Below are 18491 nucleotides of genomic sequence, written 5' to 3' on the forward strand. Positions count from 1 at the left end.
GCACCGGAGCAAGCATGAGGCGGCCCGTGGCGTGAAGTCGCCATCGGCAATGATGCTGTTATCTCGAATGACTCGATGATTGACGTCAGAAAGGGGCTTGGGCGCGCTCCGTCCGACGCGCTGCGCAATGGCCTTCCCGACTTGTGTCGTCATGACAGGGGAGGCGTCGTCCACCCGATCGCCACCGGAGCCGGGAAGAAGGGGCGGCGGCGCTTGTCCCTGCCTGCCGAGCGCTGGGCCGCATGGCAAGGTGGCGGCCATGCGCCGGAACCCAGGCCCATCCGCCATTACCTTGCGGTGCAGGGTGATGGCGGATGGGTTCATCGACGGCCCCCCTGTAACCGTTGCCGGTCAGGCCATGAGGACTTTATCGAGCGCCAGGCAGAAATTTTGCATGTCCGTCATCGACCCGACGGTGATGCGGCTGACCGTCGGCCAGATCGGCCAGGATCGTCCGATCTCGACCGAATGGGCGCGGAACGCGGTCTGCATGTCCTTCGCGGGCTTGGTCTTCCAGTCGATCATGAACATGTTGCTGTCCGTTCGCTTGAAGGTGACGCCACGCTTGGTGAGATGGGCAAGTGTCATGGCGCGGGCCTGCTCCATCTGCTTGCGGCGGGCCGTGATCAGGTCGGTCGCCTTCAGGCTGGCCGTCCCGCAGGCGACGGTGGTGATGGTGATCGCCCCCGACTGCATGCCGCCGTCATAGCGCATCATCTTGGCGATATTGGCCGGATTGGTCATGATGAAGCCCAGCCGCAGTCCCGCCATGCCGAACAGCTTGGAAAAGGTGCGCAGGACGATCACGTCAGGATATTTGGTCGCCATATAGGAGGCGACCGGCACGCCAGCGAAATGGGTATAGGCTTCGTCGACCAGGACCACCGTGTCGGCGGGTTTGTTGGCGATCAGCCATTCGATATCCGCCAGCGGCGTCACGGTGCCGGTGGGATTGTTGGGCGAGCAGATATAGATCAAGCCGGGATTGGGATCGGCGGCCAGCATCGCCTTCACGTCATGGGTCAGGTCGGGCTTCAGCGGTACCGCCTTGACCGGCGCACCCAGCCAGGCGGCGGTGCGCCCGGCCAGTTCGAACGTCGGATCGGCGGTCACCAGTCCGCGTGTCGGCGAGCAGAAGGTGACGACGGCGCGCGACAGCGGATCGCTGGAGCCCGGCCAGGGCGCGATATGGTCTTCCGGCACGCCTTCCACCGCGGCGATGGTGCGGACAAAGCTGGGGCGGATCACATTGGGTTCGTAGCGGTTGCCCAGCGCGATCGTCGCTGCGGCAGCCTTCTGGCCGGGAGGGAGCGGGCCGGTCCAGCATTCGTTCGCGCCGATCCGGGTCTTGGCGGTCGGTGCGGGGTCGGGGACGCCGCCCGATGCCCAGGCCGGACGCCCAAGCGTCGCCGAGGCGATCGCCCCCACGCCGAAGATCGCGCCGATCCGCGCCAGGTCGCGACGGCCATAACCGCGCGTCAACAGGTCATCACGGGCGTCATCGGTCAGCGTGGCACAGGGGGGTGTCTCGGTCGAAAACTCGGTCATGAACATCTCCAACAGGGATTGCGTGGCGGGCGGTTCGGCCCGGCGGATGGCGGGAGTCGGTCGAGCCAGCCTCAATGGGTCATGGCATTGCGGAACATCACGAAGGCGATGACGATCAGATAGGCGCCGAAAATTCGCTTCAGCATCGCCGCCGGCAGGCTGTGCGCCGCGGCAACGCCATAGGGCGCGGTCAGGATCGACATCGAGGCGATCGCGATGGTCGCGGGGATATTGATATAGCCCAGCGACCCCCATGGCAGCCCCGCCTTGCCGAAGCCGATGATGGCGAAACCGATCGCACTGGGAATGGCGATCAGCGTCCCGATGCCCGATGCCGTGGCGATCGCACGGTGGATCGAGCGGCCGCACAGGGTCATCACCATGATCGCGATCGTGCCGCCGCCGATCCCCAGCAGCGAGGAAAAGGTGCCTAGGCCACCGGCGATGCCCAGGCGCAGCGGCCCGCCGGGCATGGTCTGCGACACGACGCGGTCGCCGACCTTTGGCAGCAGGAAGTTGAGCGACATCAGCGCGACGCCGATCGCGAACACCATCAGCAGGACGTGACCATCGAACCGCCCGGCGAGCATGACGCCCACCGCGTCACCGACGATCAGCCAGGGCGCCCAGCTTTTCAGGACATCGAAATCGACCGCACCCCGCCTGGCATGCGAGCGCAGCGACCGGATCGATGTGGCAATGATCGTCGCGGCCGAGGTTCCGATCGCGACATGGGCATATTCGGCCTTGTCACCGCCCAGCAGCGGCAGAACCAGATACAGGGCCGGTACGACGACGAAACCACCGCCGATCCCGAAGATTCCGGCGGCGAAACCGGCCACCAGTCCCGCGCCCAACAACGCAACGAATGGCAACAGCAAATCGGGCAAGGACAACAGGAAATCCCCTTTTTGAAAAAAGGGCATCCTCCACATCAACGCATCTTTTCCTGCCGCATGAACCCCGGGCAGGACACAAATCAAACACAAGCCGGGAGACTGCGCAATGAAAAATCGACAACCGATTTAATTTTGATGGAACATGCGAGGATAAGGTGAAATCGGTGTCACAAAGGGATCCCCGTGCAGGGTGTCGACATCGAGTTCTTGCCGTTGATGGTATGTCGGATAGGGTACATCCACCCCCGCGCACCTCAGCGCCCCGCTTCCCTGAGCTTATGCGCCCGCTTTGCCGATCATGGCCGAGCGGAAGCGCCACGCGACGAGTTGTGAAATATATCCCCCGCTCGCGGAAGGACAGGAGCCGGGGCGGTGTGCAGCACGGCGGCGAGCATTTTCACCTCCGACATCGAGAGCATGGCCAGGGGACGTATCGTAGTCTCTGACGGTCGACCCGCCTGGACGTGAAGGAGGGAATTGCTGGCCGTCACGCCGACCTTGGGAGTGATGCTACATTATCGGCGCAGGTGCTGGCCTGGGCTATGGTATGGCTTGTGGGATTATGGCGACGTCATGCACAGCTATGACGGAGATCGTCATGTCTGGCGCTATGACATAGGTGGGTTCGCCTGGGACAATAGCGAGCTGTCGACCGACCTGTGGCTCTGGTACGGCTACCTCCGGACCGGGCGGGCCGATGTCTTCCGAATGGCGGAGGCGATGACCCGGCATACCGGCGAGGTCGATGTCTATCATCTCGGCCGGTTCAAGGGGCTGGGTACGCGCCACGGCGTCCAGCATTGGGGCGACAGTTCCAAACAGCCGCGCATCTCCAACGCCGCCTATCGCCGCATCTATTACTACCTGACCAGCGATGATCGTTGCGGCGACCTGATGCATGATTTGATCGATAGCGACCAGACGCTTCGCCATGTCGAGATCGGCCGAAAGGTCGGCGCTCGCCAGCCCGGTTTGGAGCCGCCCGGCGGCACCGGTGCGGTGGTGGCGGAGAGCCGGTTGCCGCCCGGTCAGGTCTTCGTGCAGTTCGGTACCGTCTGGGGGCCGCTGGTCGCGGCGTGGATGACCGAGTGGGAACGGACGCGCGATACCCGCTGGTGCGACAGGATCGTGGCGGGCATGGAGTCGCTCGCCGCGCTGCCCAAGCAATGGTTCGCCGGAGGCGCGCCCTTCGATCTGGCGACGGGGCTCTTCATGGGCGAAGGCAACCGGGTGAGCATCAGCCACCTTAACGGCGTGTTCGGCGTGTTCGGCGTGTTCGAGACGATGGCCGAACTGCTCCAACTGATCGATGTGCCCGCCTATCGCGAGGCATGGCTGGATTACTGCGCCTATTATAACGCGCCCGTCGACCAGTTCCGTGCGAAGACCGGCGATCCGGGCAAGGGACGGGGGCTGAGCCAGGCGCATTCTCGCTACGCGGCCTATGCCGCCGCCCAGCGTCAGGATCCGGTGCTCGCCAGACGCGCCTGGGCGGAGTTTCTGGGCGCGGGTGACCACGCGGCTCATGACCAGTCTAAGGGGATGACCCGGATCAGAGGCGCGGCGGTGCTGAAGCCCGTCGACGAGATCGCCGACCTGTCGACCATCGAGCCGGCGGGCTCGATATCATGGTCAACAATGCCGGGATCATCCGCCGGGCCGATGCGGTCGACTTCACCGAAGAGGACTGGGATGCGGTCATCGACACCAATCTCAAGTCGGTGTTCTTCCTGTCTCAGATGGCCGGGCGGCACATGATCGCGCGGGGCCGGGGGCGGATCATCAACATCGCCTCGATGCTCACCTTTCAGGGTGGCATCCGGGTGCCGAGCTATACGGCGTCGAAGTCGGGAGTGGGCGGGCTGACCAAGCTGCTCGCCAACGAATGGGCCCGGCACGGCGTGACGGTGAACGCCATCGCACCGGGCTATATCGCGACCAACAACACCGCCGCGCTCCAGGCCGACGAGGCGCGCAATCGGTCGATCCTGGAGCGTATCCCGGCGGGGCGCTGGGGCGATCCGGCCGATCTGGGTGGCGCGGCGGTCTTCCTCGCCTCCGACGCGGCCGCCTATGTCCAGGGCCATGTCCTTGCCGTCGATGGCGGCTGGCTGGCGCGGTGACGCTCCGAGATTTCGGATGGGCGTCTTGCATCCTGGGCCGTCGCGGCGGTAACGCCGTCGCAAAGGATGGGAGGGCGGCGGCATGGACAATTCGGATATCGTTATCGTCGGGGCGGGCCATGGCGGCGCACAATGTGCGATCGCCCTGCGCCAGAACGGCTTTGCGGGACGCATCACGGTCATCGGCCGAGAGCCCGAATATCCCTATGAACGGCCGCCCTTGTCGAAGGACTATTTCGCGCGGGCCAAGAGTTTCGAACGGCTTTACATCCGCCCGCCCGGCTTCTGGGCGGAAAAGGACATCAGCTTCCGCTTGGGAACCGAGGTGGTGGAGGTCGATGCCGAGGCACGGTCCCTGATCCTGTCCGATGGAGAGACGCTGGGTTATGGCACGCTGGTCTGGGCGACCGGCGGCGATCCGCGGCGACTGACCTGCGCGGGGTCGGAGCTGGCGGGAGTGCACAGCGTGCGGACGCGCGCGGATTGCGACCTGCTGATGGCCGAACTGGACGCCGGCGCCGCGCGGATCGTGGTGATCGGCGGCGGCTATATCGGGCTGGAGGCGGCGGCCATATTGTCCAAACGCGATCTCGCGGTCACGCTACTGGAGGCGCAGACGCGCGTCCTGGCACGGGTGGCCGGGGAAGAGCTTTCGGACTTCTATCAGCGCGAGCATCGCGACCATGGCGTCGACCTGCGGCTGGGCGTGACGGTCGACTGCCTGGAGGGGGACGGCACGCGCGTGACCGGCGTGCGGACCGAAGACGGAACGGTGATCCCGGCCGATGCGGTGATCGTCGGCATCGGTATCATACCCGCCGTCGCACCGTTGATCCGGGCGGGTGCGCGCGGGACCAATGGGGTGGAGGTCGACGCCTATTGTCGCACCTCGCTGCCCCATATCTATGCCATCGGCGACTGCGCGGCCTTTGCCTGTGATTATGCCGGTGGGCAGGTGATGCGCGTCGAATCGGTGCAGAATGCCCATGACATGGCGGCCTGCGTGGCCAAGGCGATCTGCGGCGACGCCAAGCCTTACAAGGCATTCCCCTGGTTCTGGTCGAACCAGTTCGACCTGAAGCTCCAGACGGCGGGGATCAATGTCGGTTACGACCGGACGATCCTGCGCGGTGATCCGGCGACGCGCGCCTTTTCGGTTGCCTATCTGAAGGATGGCCGGGTGATCGCGCTCGACTGCGTGAACATGATGAAGGACTATGTGCAGGGCCGAAAACTGGTCGAGGTCGGGGTGTGTCCGAACCCGGCGCGGCTGGCGGACGTGAATGTGCCCTTGAAGGAGCTGGCCGGGGACTGAGCCGGGGCGGGGCTCAGCCGATCGGGAGCGTCATCTCGAAGGTGGTCGCGGCGCTGGGCAACAGCGTGAGATCGCCGCCATGGGCCCGCGCGATCCGGCGCGCGAGCGTCAGGCCGATCCCGGACCCATCCTCCTTGGTGGTGTGGAAGGGCCGGAAGATGCGCGCCCGCTCGGGGGCGGGTACGCCATCGCCGCTATCGGTCACCCGGATGCACAGGATTTCACGATCCGCCGCCATCGCCAGGGTCACGCTAGGCGCTACGGCTCCGCTCCGTGCGGCCTCGGCGGCATTCTGTAGCAGCGCCCAAAGCGCCTGGGTCATCTGGTCGCGATCGCACCGGCCGGTCAGTTCGTCCTCGACCTCGATGCGCAGGGCGACCGCATCGCCGAAGCATTGCGCGAACAGGCGGGCCAGATCATCGGCCAGGGGTCTGGCCGCCATCGGCGTGCGGGCCGGGTCGGGCAGGCGGGCGAGCATGCGATAGGCACGGGTGAAGCGCTCCAGTCCTTCGATCCGCCGGGTCAGCGTGGTGAGGATCGCGGGCAGCCGCGCATCGCCCCGCTCGGCCGCCACCAGCGCGCTGTCGGCCAGCGAGACGATGGGGGACAGGCCGTTGAGCAGCTCATGCCCCAATATGTCGATCATCTCGTTGTCGGCATGCGCCTCCGCCGCGCGGCGTTCGGCCTCGATATCGATCAGCATCGCGATCGACCGGCCGCTGCCCGCCTCGATCCGCTCGATCCGCCAGCTTCGCGCTTCGTGCCGCAACCGGTTTTCGGCCGGATCGAGCAACGCCGCAGGGATGGGGCGAAGCCGGTCGTCGGTCGCGAACACCGTCCGGGCGGCACGGTTGACGGCGCGCGCCGCGCCATTGTCCAGCCGGATCAGCGGCAAGGGAATCTGGTCGAGCAGGGCATGAAGCGGCGGGTCGGCCGGGCTCTGGATCGGCACGACCGGCGCGGCGATGGTCAGGCCGGACCGGGCGGCGGTCCAGCAGGCGACCACGATCAACCATAGGATCAGCAACGCCAGGCCCAGAACCGAGGCGAACATGCCATGGCGCCATGCCAGCAGGATCAGCGCCCCGCACAGGGTCAGCGCACATCCCGACAGCGCCATCAGGGCGATGCGCCCTATGCTCCGCCTAAAGCCCATGGCGGGCCATTCGGCGATAGAGTGCGCCCCGGCTGAGCCCCAGCGCCTGGGCGGCATGGGTGACGTTGTGATGATGCTCGCCAAGCGCCGCCTCGATCATCGCGCGTTCGGTTTGGTCTAGGTCGAAAGTCGCCCGCGACGAGTTGACGGCTGCGGCTGCGGCTGCGGCAATCGGCGCGGGCGGGGCGAGCAGGGCGGCGTCGATCACCCCGTCTTCCCCGAGCAGCAACGCGCGTTCGATCGCGGCGGCCAGGCCCCGCGCCTCGTCGGGCCAATGGGCGGTCATGAAAAGCGCCTCTGCGGCGGGGGTGAAGCGCGGCACGGGTCGTCCATGCGCTTCCGCCGCCTGGCGCGCGAAATGCCGCGCGAGAAGGGGGATGTCGGCGCGCCGTTCGGCCAGCGGGGGCGCGGCGATCTCGACCGTGGCGATCCGGCGGGCGAGCGCAGGGGTGATGGCCCGCGCCTCGTCCGCGATCGCGATCAGCCGGACCCCCGTTGGCAACCGTTCGAGCAGGCGCGACTGCGCGACCTCGTTCAGCCGATCGGGATGGCGCAACATCCAGGTGCCGGTTTCCTGATCCAGCCGGTCCCATCCATGCGGATCGCGCAGATCGATCCGGCGCATCGGGAGGTCGGCCCGCGTCGAGGCGGCGTGAATGGCGGCGGCGATCAGCGAGCGCCCCGCTCCCGATGGGCCGGTCACGACGACCCCGGCCATGCTGGGCGCCACCCGCTGGATCAGCGCCCGGACGCGTTCGATCGCGGGACTGTCGCCGAGCAGGCGGGCGGGCTCGGCGACACCGGCGGGGACAGGAGCAGAGGATGGAGCGCCCCGGACAGATCGCATCGCTGCGGCCTCGATCTTGGCGACCAGTTCGGCATTGCGCCAGGGCTTCATCACGAAATCGCGGGCCCCTGCCTGCATCGCGGCGACCGCCAGCCTTATGCCGCTATGCGCGGTGATCACGATGATGCTTGCGCCCGGATCGTCGGCCAGCAGGCGCGCGAGCATGGCCAGCCCTTCGCCGCCATCGGTCCGCCCGGGGGCATAGTTCAAGTCGAGCAGGATCGTGTCGTAACGCCGTGCGGCCAGGCGCGAGAAGCCATCCTCCGGCCCGTTCGCGACGTCCAGCCTGTGACCCGCCAGTTCGATCGCGATGGTCAGGGATTCGGCGATACGCGGATTGTCGTCGATCAGAAGAATGGAAAGGGGTCTTGACCCGCCTCCGTACCGTCCATTTCTGGACGGTCCGTCCGAACCCGAACGGTCGGATTCGATCGGCGGTGAAGAAAATGGCTTTTTCATAGGAGTTTAGGTTTTTCGAGCATCCTGGGTGACATTCTCTCCATGATGACCGAACAACCCGAACACGCAAGCACCCCACCGGGGGCGGGGATGGATCGCCGGATTGCGCGAAAGGCGGTGCCGTGGTGGCGTCGCCGCAGCGTGGTGATCGCCGTGCTGGTCCTGCTCGGGGTGGTGCTGCTCTGGCGTTATCTGCCCGCGGCCGGATCGACCGACATCGCCGCCGACAATGTCGAGACCGGGATCGTGACCCGTGCCGCCTTCGACGACTATCTGCCGGTCCGCGCGACAGTGACCCCGCGTGTCACCACGCTGGTCGGCGTGCTGGCGGGCGGCCAGGTCGAGAAGCTGCTGGCGCAGGACGGGCAGATGGTGACCGAGGGCCAGCCCCTTGCCACGCTCGCCAATCCGCAGCTCAAGCTCGACGTGCTGACCCGTGAGGCGTCGATCGCCAGCCAGCTTGGCGGCGTCGCCAGCGAAGGGCTGGGGATCGAGCGCAACAAGCTCGATCGGGCGGGGCAGGTGGCACAGGCCGAATATGATCTGATCAAGGCGCGCCGGGACCTCGGCATTCGTCGCCAGTTGCACGATCAGGGATTCCTGTCGGATGCAGGGGTGAAGAGCTTCGAGGAAGAGGCCGCCTATCAGGAAAAGCGGCTCGCCCAGTTGAAGTCAGGCCGCGCGACCGAGGCGCGGATCACCGCCACCCAGTCCGCACGGCTGAACGACACCCAGACGCGGCTGTCGGGTAATCTGGCGGCGGTCCGTGCCGGCCTGGAGGCGCTGACCATCCGCGCGCCCGCGAACGGGCGGCTGACCTATTTCGTCATCCAGCCGGGACAGACGCTGAAACCCGGCGATCCGGCGGGACAGGTCGACAGCGAAGGGTCCTGGAAGCTGGTCGCCCAAGTCGACGAATATTATCTAGGCCGCGTCGCGGTGGGGCAGAAGGCGACGACCACCGATGGCGCGGCGCTGACCGTATCGAAGGTATTGCCCGCCGTGAAGGACGGGCGTTTCCAGGTCGAGCTGACGTTCGACCGCGCGCCCGCCGGGCTCAATCGCGGGCAGACGATCGATATCCGCATCACGCTGGGCGCTGCGAGCCGGGCGGTGGTGGCGCCGGTCGGAAGCTGGCTGGAAGGCGGCGGCAGCGCGGCCTTCGTCCTCGATCCCGATGGCGGGCATGCCCGTCGCCGTACCATTCGCATCGGTCGCCGCAACCCTGAGCAGGTGGAGGTGCTGTCCGGCCTCAACCCGGGCGAACGCATCGTCATCAGCAACACCGCGTCCGTGAAGGGCGACATTCTGAATATCCGCTAAGGGGTAGGAACATCATGATCCGACTGGAGAATATTCAGCGCCGCTATGTCTCCGACGAAGTCGAGACGACCGCGCTGCACGATATCGACCTGCATGTGGCGAAGGGCGAGTTCCTGGCCATCATGGGGCCGTCGGGTTGCGGCAAGTCGACGCTGCTCAACACGCTGGGCACCGTCGACCGCCCGACGGGCGGGCGGTACATGTTCGGTGACCGTGATCTGGCGGCGATGGACGAAAAGGAACTGGCGAAGTTCCGCGCCGAGACGTTGGGCTTCGTCTTTCAGAGCTTCAACCTGATCGACGAACTGACCATTGAGGAGAATGTCGCGCTCGGCCTCGCCTATCGCCGGGACATCGGCGACCGGCGGGCACGGGTTGCTGCGGCGATGGACAAGGTCGGCATCGCGCACCGCGCCCGTCACTTCCCGCACCAGCTTTCGGGCGGTCAGCAACAGCGTGCCGCCATTGCGCGGGCCATCGTCGGCGATCCCAAGCTGATCCTGGCGGACGAACCGACCGGCAATCTCGACACCGCCAATGGCGAGCAGGTGATGAACATCCTGACCGGGTTGAACGAAGCGGGCGCGACCATCGTGATGGTCACCCATTCGCCCAGCCATGCCGACCTCGCCAGGCGCCGCATCGACATGCTCGACGGCCGCATCGTCGCCAGCGCCATGCGTGCGCTGTGAAAGGGATCGGCATGAATCGCTTCGCGCTTCTGTCGCTCTATCGCTCGCTTGTGCGCCACAAGCTCTATGCCGCGCTCAACATCGGCGGACTGGCGGTGGGCATCGCCGTCTTCCTGGTGCTGGGCCTCTATGTCCGGTTCGAGACCAGCTATGAGAAGTGGCTGCCCCGGCATCAGGGCATCTATCTGGTCCAGACCATCTGGAAGGGCATGGATAGCCCCTTTGTCGGAACCTATCACAACACCATGGGCGGCCTGCTGGTCCAGATGAAGGAGGATTTTCCGGGCATCATCGGCACCCGTTATGAAGGCGGCGAGGATAGCGGCAGCGTCCTCCGCAACGGCGTCGCCGTTCAGGAGGATGTGGCCCGCGTCGATCCCGAATATTTCCAGGTGTTCGACCTGCCCATGGTCGCGGGGCAGGGTGCCGGCGCGCTCGACAATCCGGGCAATATCGTGATCAGCCAGTCGCTGGCGCGCAAATATTTCGGCGATGCGAACCCGGTGGGGCGGACGCTGACCACCTCGTGGCGCAAGCCGCAACCTTACCGCGTGGCGGGTGTGTTCAAGGACTTGCCCGCCAATAGCGATTTCAAATTCTCGATCCTGATGCGCATCCCGGCGGGCGAGAAGCCCGACTATTGGTTCCATTGGGGCAGTACCAGCCTGTACACCTATCTGCGCTTTCCCGATGCCGCGATCGCGCGGACCTTTGTCGAGAAAATGCCGGCTTTCGTCGATCGCCGGGCCCTCAAGGATATGGGCAAGAATGCGTCGGTTAATATGGGCATTGGCCTGTTGCCGATCGCTGACATGCATCTCGCCCCCGAGGGCAAGGAAAGCGCGAGCCGCAAGCTGATGGTCGTCACGCTGGGGCTGGTCGGTATCCTGACGCTCCTGATCGCCATCCTGAATTATGTGAACTTGGCGACGGCGCGGGCAGGATTGCGGGCTCGTGAGGTGGCGATGCGCAAGGTGCTGGGTGCGGATCGCCATGCGCTGGTCCGCCAGTTCCTGAGCGAAGCGATCCTGACCGTCGCGATCGCCGCTCTTGGCGGCCTGATCCTGGCGGAACTGGGGCTGCCGCTGGTCAATGCTGCGGGGGGGCTGTCACTCACCATTCCCTATGCGATCGTGGTTCCGGCGCTCATACTGCTGGTGCTGGTCGTCGGGGCGGCCGCCGGCTTCTATCCGGCGGTTCTGCTGTCGCGCTATCCGGCCGCCTCGGTTCTCGCCTCGGCGAGAGCGCCGGGCGGTGGGCGGGCGGGTACGCGCACCCGCGAGACGCTGGTGATGGTGCAGTTCGGCCTTGCCATCGCCTTCGTCATCGGCACGCTCGTCATGGTCACCCAGACCCGCCATATGCGCACCGTCGATCTCGGCTTTCAGCGTCAGGGATTGATGATCGTCCCGTCCTTCATGGATAGTGGCCTCGACAAGGCGCAGCGTTCGGCGCTGCTCCAGGCGCTGGCGGCGCTTCCGAGCGTGAAGGCGCTGGGGCAGGCGGACACCGGGCCGGGCGGGCAGGGCAACAACAATGCCGATAATGTCCCGATCCCAGGCCAGAAGGGCGATGGTCCGTCCTTCCGCCGGATAGCGGTGAACAAGGGATTTTTCTCCGTCTTTCCGCCGCGCATTCTGGCGGGACGCATCTTCGACCTCGATCACCGGGCGGATGACATTTCGGCGGCGGGCCATATGAACCTGGATGGGATGCCGATCGTCATCAATCGGCTTGGGGTCACCAAGCTCGGCTTCCATTCACCCGAGGAAGCGGTGGGCAAGACCGTCGGCGGTCGAAACCCCCGGACCATCATCGGTGTGATCGACGAACTGCGTTTCTTCACGCCGCGCCTACCGATCGATCCGACCTATTATGTCTTCTATCGTGACGAAGTGCCCGATGCCCCGCTCCTGTCGGTCCGCTTCTCCGGCGATCCCCGCGCGATGAAGGACCAACTGGCGGCCACATGGCGTCGGATCGCGCCGCAAGTGCCGCTGCGTGCCGAAACGGCCGAGAACACGATGGACGAGCAATATTACAAGACCGACGACCGCGCCGCGCGTCTGTTCACCATCGGCGCGGTGTTGGCCGTGCTGATTGGCTGCGTCGGGCTATGGGGGCTCGCCTCGTTCAACACCCAGCGGCGGGTGAAGGAGATCGGTATCCGCAAGACGCTGGGTGCGTCCGCGGTGGACATCGTAAAGCTGCTGGTCGGCCAGTTCCTGCGGCCGGTCCTGTTCGCAAACCTGATCGCCTGGCCGCTGGCCTTTCTGGCGATGCGGATATGGCTGGCGGGGTTCGAGGATCGGATCGCGCTCTCGCCGCTGTTCTTCGTCGCGGCGACGCTGGTCGCGCTGACCATCGCGGTGCTGACGGTGCTGGGCCAGTCGCTGCGCGCCAGCCGTGCGGCACCGGCCTGGGCGCTGCGTCATGACTAAGCGGTGGCTTCTGATGGGGGCGGCGCTGGTCTCGGCCGCCCCCGCATCGGCAGAGACGCTGCGCGATGCGATCGCAGCGGCGTGGGACGGCAATCCCGAACTCGCCGCCGCCCGTGCCCGGCAGGAGGGCCTGGCCGAAACGCCCGATCAGGCGCGCGCGGCGGGACGGCTGACCGCCAATGCCACGGGCAGCGCGGGTTATGATCGATTGGGCTATGACAGCGCCGGGAACAGAGGCGGCGCGTCGAGCGGTGTCGGCAGCGTCTCGGCGGATTTGCCGATCTGGACCGGCGGGCGGGTGCGCTCGGCGGTGCGCGCGGCGAACGGCGATGTCGAAGCAGGCGGAGAGGCGTTGCGCGATATCGAGGCCGATGTGCTGGAGCGCGTCGTCGGGGCCTATGCCGACCTGCTCTATACCCAGCAGTCGGTCGAGGTGGCGCGGGTCGGTATCGAACGGCTCGACCGGCAGGTGACCGAGGCCCGCTCGCGCTATGGGCTGGGGCAGGCGACCCGCACCGATGTCGCCCAGCTTGAAGCACAGCGGGCGAGCGTCGTCTCCAACCTGATCGACGCCGAGGGCGCGGCGGCGACGGCGGCGGCGACCTATCGCGCGGTCGTCGGGCGGGACGCGGGCACGCTGGAGCCGGATATCGCTCCTCCGGTCAGCCTGCCGCGTTCGCTGGCCGATGCACGGACGGCGGCCGAGGCCTCCAATCCGCTGCTGCTCGCCCAACGGCGGCGGGTCGAGGCTGCGACGGCACGGATCGATCAGGCGCGGGCCGAGCGTGCCCCGGCGATCGATCTGACGGGCGGTTATGGGCGTGGGGTGCAGGCGTCGGGCGGCCGCTGGACCGGCTTCGACAGTGCGGCGAATGCGGGGCTGTCGCTCCGCATACCGCTTCTGACGGGCGGGCTTGTGGCGTCACGGGTGCGGCAGGCCGAGGCGATGCAGCGCGCCGAGCGCTTCGACGCGGAGACCGCGGCGCGCAACGCCGTGCGATCGGCCGATACGGCCTGGGCGGCGCTGACCGCCGCCGAGGGGCGGCTGAAGGCCGGCGTCGAGGGATTGCGCGCCGCCGATCTGGCGCTCAAGGGCGTGCGCGCCGAATATGGCTTCGGGCTGCGCTCGACGATCGATATTCTGGTCGCGGACCAAAGCTATCGCGCGGCGCAGTTGACCGTCGCGCGGGCGCGGGTCGACGTGCTGACCGCGCAGGCCGCGCTGTTGCGGGCCACGGGGCGCATGGGGCGGGGCGCGTTCGACTGAGCGCGCCCGCTCAACCTGCCTCGCGTTCCTCCTCGCCAGGCGCGGAAACCGCCATCGACAGGGTTCGGCGAAGCTGTGACGGCGAGCAGGGCTTTCCGCAGACGCGGGACCCTGGGTAACGCGATTGCAGGACCTGTTCGTCGGCATGGCCCGAATGGAAGATCAGGGGAACGCCCGCTTCATGCAGTCGCTCTGCCGCCGGAAACACCTCGCCATCGCGCAGCCGGACGTCGAGGATGGCACAGGCCAGCTCCGGTTGATGATCGTCGAGATGGGCCAGCACGTCCTCGACGCTGACATAGGGTCCATCGACGGCATAGCCGCCATCTTCAATGATATTCTGAAGGTCGAGAGCGACGAAGAACTCGTCTTCGGCCAGCAATATCGTCTTAGTCATGCGCAAGAACCGTTTCGGGTAGATCGAGATCAAGCATGAAACGCCCGTCGACCGATTTCCGCTCCAGCGCCGCGCCCAATTGTCGCGAAGATGTCTGGACCAGCAGGGTGCCGAAGCCGTTCGAGACCGTCTCGCCGGTCGATTGCCCGCCGGTTTCGCTCCATGCCAGCCGCAATCGGCCATCCTGCCGCGTCCAGCGGATCGACAATACGCCGAGCCGGTGGGACAGCGCCCCGTACTTGACCGAATTGGTCGCCCATTCGTGCAGGATCAGGGCCAGGGGCGACAGGCATCGATGGTCGATCAGCAAGTGGGGGCCGTCGATCTCGATCTTCGACTGTCCCTGATAGGGGGCGACCGTCGCCTCCACCAGGGCCGCCAGGTCGATCGCCTGCTGCTCGCCGGTGGGCGAGGCGAGCGAATGGGCGCGGCCGAGGGTCGCGATGCGTTCGCGCACATCGTCGGCCATCTCGACCACGTCATCATGCGACCGCGCCGCCGCCGAGACGATGCCGGAGATGATCGCGAACAGGTTCTTCACCCGGTGGTTCATCTCGCGCAGCATCAGTTCGCGCGTTTCGGCGATCGCATATTCGGCGGTCACGTCGATCGACACGCCGACCATGCGGTGCGGGGGCAGATCGGTTACCCGGCGGCCGAAGCCCTTGATCCGGCGGTCCTTGCCGTCGACGGTCAGGCGGAAGGTCATTTCGAAATCGCCGTTGCCCGCCATCGCATCGGTAAGCGCGCGTTCGACGCCGATCCGATCCTCGGGAACGATCCGGTCCAGCAGCAGGCTGACACGCACGGCCGCGCCGTCGCTCTCGACACCGAACAGCGCGCGCCCGGTGCTGTCCAGGAACGTCTCGCCGATGTCGTCGCGATATTCCCACACGCCGATCCCGCCGGCCTTGACCGCCAGGTCCAGCCGCTCGCGCTCGGCGGCCAAGGCGCGTTCCATGCTGAGCGCTTCGGTGATGTCGGTCAGGACCAGCGTCGCGCCGTCCACCCCATCCGACTGCGTCCGATAGGGCAGGATGCGCAGCGAAAGCATGCGTTCGCCGTCGCGGGTCGTCACCCGCTGCTGGACCGGCGCGCCGCCGCTCGCGACCGCCTGGGCGCCATCAAGATAGTCGGTATTGGCCAGCCGCGTCGACACGTCCGCGAGCAATCGGCCGCGATCGCCCGGTTGCAGCGGGAAGATCGAACGTGCCGCCTCGGTATAGCTGCGCACGCGGAGATGACGGTCGAGGACCACGACCGCGAGGTCGGTCGATTCGAAGAAATTGCGCAGATCGGAATTGGCCACGGTGAGTTGATCGACCTTGGTCTTCAGCTCGTCATTGACGGTCGACAATTCCTCATTGGTCGATTGAAGCTCCTCGTTCATCGACATCATTTCTTCGTTGGAGCTTTTCAGCTCCTCGTTCGCCGTCTCCAGTTCCTCGACGGTCGAGCGCAGGCGATGGCGGGTGAGGCGAAGTTCGTCCTCCAGCGCCTCGATATGATCGTCCCCTGGCTCCAGGTCGGCCAGATCATTCTGCTCGACCGGGCTGAACGGCGCGGAATCGCGGAACAGGAACAGCAACGATCCGTCGGTCAGCGGGTCGCAGATCACGTCGATCTTCTGGATACCGTATTCGGTGATCACTTCGACGTCGCGCGCGGCGATCCGCTTGCGCGCGTCGCGCGCCTGGCGAAGCATCGGCCCGATGACCTCGCGCAGGCCGGACCGCGCCAGCGTCACCGCGCTGGACCCGCCGGCGCGCGTCACGGGGAAGGTGAAATAGCGGCTGAGCTTGCCGAAGGCGGCGAGGATGCCGCCATCCTGGTCCAGGACCATGCTCGGCGGGGCATAGCGGTCGACGATCCGGCGCAGCGCGGCGCCTTCGTCCGGGATCACGCCGCCGCCACCGCGTTCGGCGCGGTCGTCGCGGCGACGGGGGCCGCGATTGCCGCCGCCGGGCAGGTCGATCGGATAGGATGGCGATCCCGGCGATCGCTCGAACAGTCGGGCATGGCCGTTGATCGCGGGAAAGAGATGATCGAACCGCCCGACGCTTTCGGACGGCCCCAGGAACAGATAACCGCCGGGGCGAAGCGCGTAGTGGAGCAGCGGCAGCACCGATTGCTGCAACCGATCATCGAAGTAGATCAGCAGGTTGCGGCACGATACCAGGTCGATCCGCGAAAAGGGCGGGTCCTTGACCAGGCTGTGGTTGGAGAAGCGGATCATGTCCCGGATCTGCGCCGACATGGTGAACCGATCGGCATGGGGCACGATATAGCGTTCGCGCAGCGGCAACGGGATGTCGGCGAGCGCGGAGGCCGGATAGCTGCCTTCGCGGGCGATCTGCAGCATCTGTTCGTCGATGTCGGTCGCGAAGATCTGGACCGCCAGCGGCTGGCCACTCTCGCGCGCCGCCTCGGCAAAGAGCATCGCGATGCTATAGGCTTCTTCTCCGCTGGAACAGCCGGGTACCCAGATGCGGATATCCTCGTCCGGGTCGCGCCCGTGCAGCAGCGGCTCGATTGCCTTCGTCCGCAGGATATCGAACAGTTCGGCGTCGCGGAAGAAGCGGGTGACGTTGATCAGCAGGTCGCGGAACAGCGCCTCACACTCGTCGGCATCGCTCTTGACCCGTGCCAGATAGGCAGAGCCGGTGGCGATGCCCAGCACGTGCATCCGGCGCTCCACCCGGCGGACCAGGGTGGTGCGCTTGTAACCCGAAAAATCGTGCCCGATGGCGTTGCGCAGCACGCGGCAGAGGTCGTCGACATGATCGGCGACGACTTCCGCCTCCTGATCCTTGGGCTCGCCGATCCGCCTGGCGAAAAAGGCGCGGAGGCAGTCGAGGATCTCGCCCGCCGGCTTGACGAAATCGACCAGTCCGGTCCCCACCGCCGATAGCGGCATCCCGTCATAGCGGGCGCTTTCGGGTTTCTGGACGACGCTGACGCCGCCATTCTCCTTGATCGCACGCAGGCCTGTGGTGCCGTCCGCCCCGGTGCCCGACAGGATGACGCAGGCGGCATTGGCCTGCTGGTCGCTGGCCAGCGAAAGGAAGAAGTCGTCGATCGGCCGCCGCAACCCGCGCGGCTGCACGAAATCGGTGAGTTCGAGCACCCCGCCCCGAATGGCAAGCCCCCGGCCGGGCGGAATGATATAGACGCGGTCCGCCTCGATCCGCTCCGATCCCTCGCACTGGCGCACCTCCAAATTGGTGTGCCGGTCGAGCAATTGCGCGAGCATGCTCTCATGATTGGGGTCGAGATGCTGGACGACCACGAACGCCATGCCCGTCGGCGCATGGGCGGGCGTCAGCATTTCCCGAAGCGCTTCCAGCCCGCCCGCCGATGCGCCGATGCCGACCACCGGCACGGTCCCGCGAATGTCGTTGCTGGGAGGTCCGTTGCCCGAGGCGCCGTCGCTCATGGAAAGGATGCCCGGTCGAGATCCGACAGGGTCAGCTTTGCTTGTGCGATCGTCGCGGCGGTATTGGCGATCGCGGTCAACGATCCCTCCAGCACCATGCCGCTTTCCGCCAGCACCGGGGTCAATTTGCCGATCGTCCGCCCGAGTTCCGCATCATAAGCCACCAGTCGATCGGGCTGGGACCGGCTGACGTCGAATTGCGATGCGAATATGAAGGGCATGCGGCCGTCGAGCTGGCGCAGTTTGGACATGTACAGCAGGTTGACGAAGGGCGATCCGTCCTTGCGGAAATTGATCAGCATGGTGCGGACGTTGAGCTGTCGCTCGCTCGCCAGAAACTCCCGGATACGCTCGCGTGCTTCGTCATTATCGGCGTCGCGTTGCAGCATGCGACAATTGTGACCGATCACCTCTTCGCCGGTATAGCCAGTCAATTCGCGGAAGCCATGATTGATGAAGAGAAGAGGATTGTCATCTCTGGCATCGGCAAGGGCCAATGCGATCGGAGATTGGTTCAGATAGGTGGCCAGATGCCCCGGAATCTCATGATCGCGCACTAATATTGGCTCCATATCGCGCATTCGCATG

At 66.2% G+C, this 18491-nt stretch carries 12 protein-coding genes and 2 pseudogenes; 7 read left to right on the forward strand and 7 right to left on the reverse strand.

Going from position 1 to position 18491, the window contains the following annotated elements; translation table 11 throughout:
• Positions 1-351 precede the first annotated feature (351 nt).
• Entirely contained in the window at positions 352-1548 is a 1197-nt protein-coding gene (locus tag ABDV78_RS09130; protein ID WP_343527085.1) for a pyridoxal phosphate-dependent aminotransferase, read from the reverse strand.
• Positions 1549-1619: 71 nt separating this feature from the next.
• Positions 1620-2438 carry a sulfite exporter TauE/SafE family protein gene (locus tag ABDV78_RS09135; RefSeq protein ID WP_343527086.1) on the reverse strand — a complete coding sequence of 273 codons (819 nt, stop codon included), beginning with the start codon at positions 2436-2438 and terminating at the stop codon, positions 1620-1622.
• Positions 2439-2990: 552 nt separating this feature from the next.
• Between ABDV78_RS09135 and ABDV78_RS09140 the strand changes: the two are divergent.
• The 3 genes and pseudogenes from ABDV78_RS09140 to ABDV78_RS09150 all read left to right on the forward strand — a co-directional run.
• Positions 2991-4064 (forward strand): annotated as a pseudogene (locus ABDV78_RS09140) (Tat pathway signal sequence domain protein); the annotation flags it as partial.
• Positions 4064-4570 (forward strand): annotated as a pseudogene (locus tag ABDV78_RS09145) (SDR family oxidoreductase); the annotation flags it as partial. The pseudogenes ABDV78_RS09140 and ABDV78_RS09145, both read left to right, overlap by 1 nt.
• An 82-nt stretch (positions 4571-4652) precedes the next feature.
• A complete protein-coding gene (locus ABDV78_RS09150) occupies positions 4653-5885 on the forward strand; it encodes an FAD-dependent oxidoreductase (protein ID WP_343527087.1) in 1233 nt (410 codons plus the stop codon).
• Between the two features lie 13 nt (positions 5886-5898).
• Here ABDV78_RS09150 and ABDV78_RS09155 read toward each other — a convergent pair whose 3' ends face one another.
• Positions 5899-7005, reverse strand: coding sequence for a HAMP domain-containing sensor histidine kinase (locus ABDV78_RS09155; protein WP_343527088.1), 1107 nt, complete (start codon positions 7003-7005; stop codon positions 5899-5901).
• A gap of 25 nt (positions 7006-7030) precedes the next feature.
• Positions 7031-8347: a response regulator gene (locus ABDV78_RS09160; protein WP_343527089.1), complete on the reverse strand. Its 1317-nt coding sequence runs from the start codon at positions 8345-8347 to the stop codon at positions 7031-7033.
• A 90-nt stretch (positions 8348-8437) separates the two neighbouring features.
• On the opposite strand from ABDV78_RS09160, the gene ABDV78_RS09165 reads away from it, so the two are divergent.
• From ABDV78_RS09165 to ABDV78_RS09180, 4 genes are read left to right on the forward strand one after another with little or no spacing between them, the layout of a single operon-like run.
• Complete coding sequence (locus tag ABDV78_RS09165) at positions 8438-9670, forward strand: efflux RND transporter periplasmic adaptor subunit (protein WP_343527091.1); 1233 nt, start codon at positions 8438-8440, stop codon at positions 9668-9670.
• Between the two features lie 14 nt (positions 9671-9684).
• A complete protein-coding gene (locus tag ABDV78_RS09170) occupies positions 9685-10362 on the forward strand; it encodes an ABC transporter ATP-binding protein (protein ID WP_343527092.1) in 678 nt (225 codons plus the stop codon).
• Positions 10363-10373: 11 nt separating this feature from the next.
• Positions 10374-12803: an ABC transporter permease gene (locus ABDV78_RS09175; protein WP_343527093.1), complete on the forward strand. Its 2430-nt coding sequence runs from the start codon at positions 10374-10376 to the stop codon at positions 12801-12803.
• Positions 12796-14070 carry a TolC family outer membrane protein gene (locus ABDV78_RS09180; RefSeq protein ID WP_343527094.1) on the forward strand — a complete coding sequence of 425 codons (1275 nt, stop codon included), beginning with the start codon at positions 12796-12798 and terminating at the stop codon, positions 14068-14070. Before ABDV78_RS09175 ends, ABDV78_RS09180 begins: the two co-directional genes overlap by 8 nt.
• Positions 14071-14080: 10 nt before the next feature.
• Here ABDV78_RS09180 and ABDV78_RS09185 read toward each other — a convergent pair whose 3' ends face one another.
• From ABDV78_RS09185 to ABDV78_RS09195, 3 genes are read right to left on the reverse strand one after another with little or no spacing between them, the layout of a single operon-like run.
• Complete coding sequence (locus ABDV78_RS09185) at positions 14081-14467, reverse strand: response regulator (RefSeq protein ID WP_343527095.1); 387 nt, start codon at positions 14465-14467, stop codon at positions 14081-14083.
• Entirely contained in the window at positions 14460-17903 is a 3444-nt protein-coding gene (locus tag ABDV78_RS09190; protein WP_343527096.1) for a chemotaxis protein CheB, read from the reverse strand. The genes ABDV78_RS09185 and ABDV78_RS09190 overlap by 8 nt, the downstream gene beginning before the upstream one ends.
• Complete coding sequence (locus ABDV78_RS09195; protein ID WP_343527097.1) at positions 17900-18460, reverse strand: PAS domain-containing protein; 561 nt, start codon at positions 18458-18460, stop codon at positions 17900-17902. The genes ABDV78_RS09190 and ABDV78_RS09195 overlap by 4 nt, the downstream gene beginning before the upstream one ends.
• Positions 18461-18491 lie beyond the last annotated feature (31 nt).

Origin of the sequence: Sphingomonas sp. (assembly GCF_039594485.1) — a bacterium.
Classification (GTDB): Bacteria; Pseudomonadota; Alphaproteobacteria; order Sphingomonadales; family Sphingomonadaceae; genus Sphingomonas.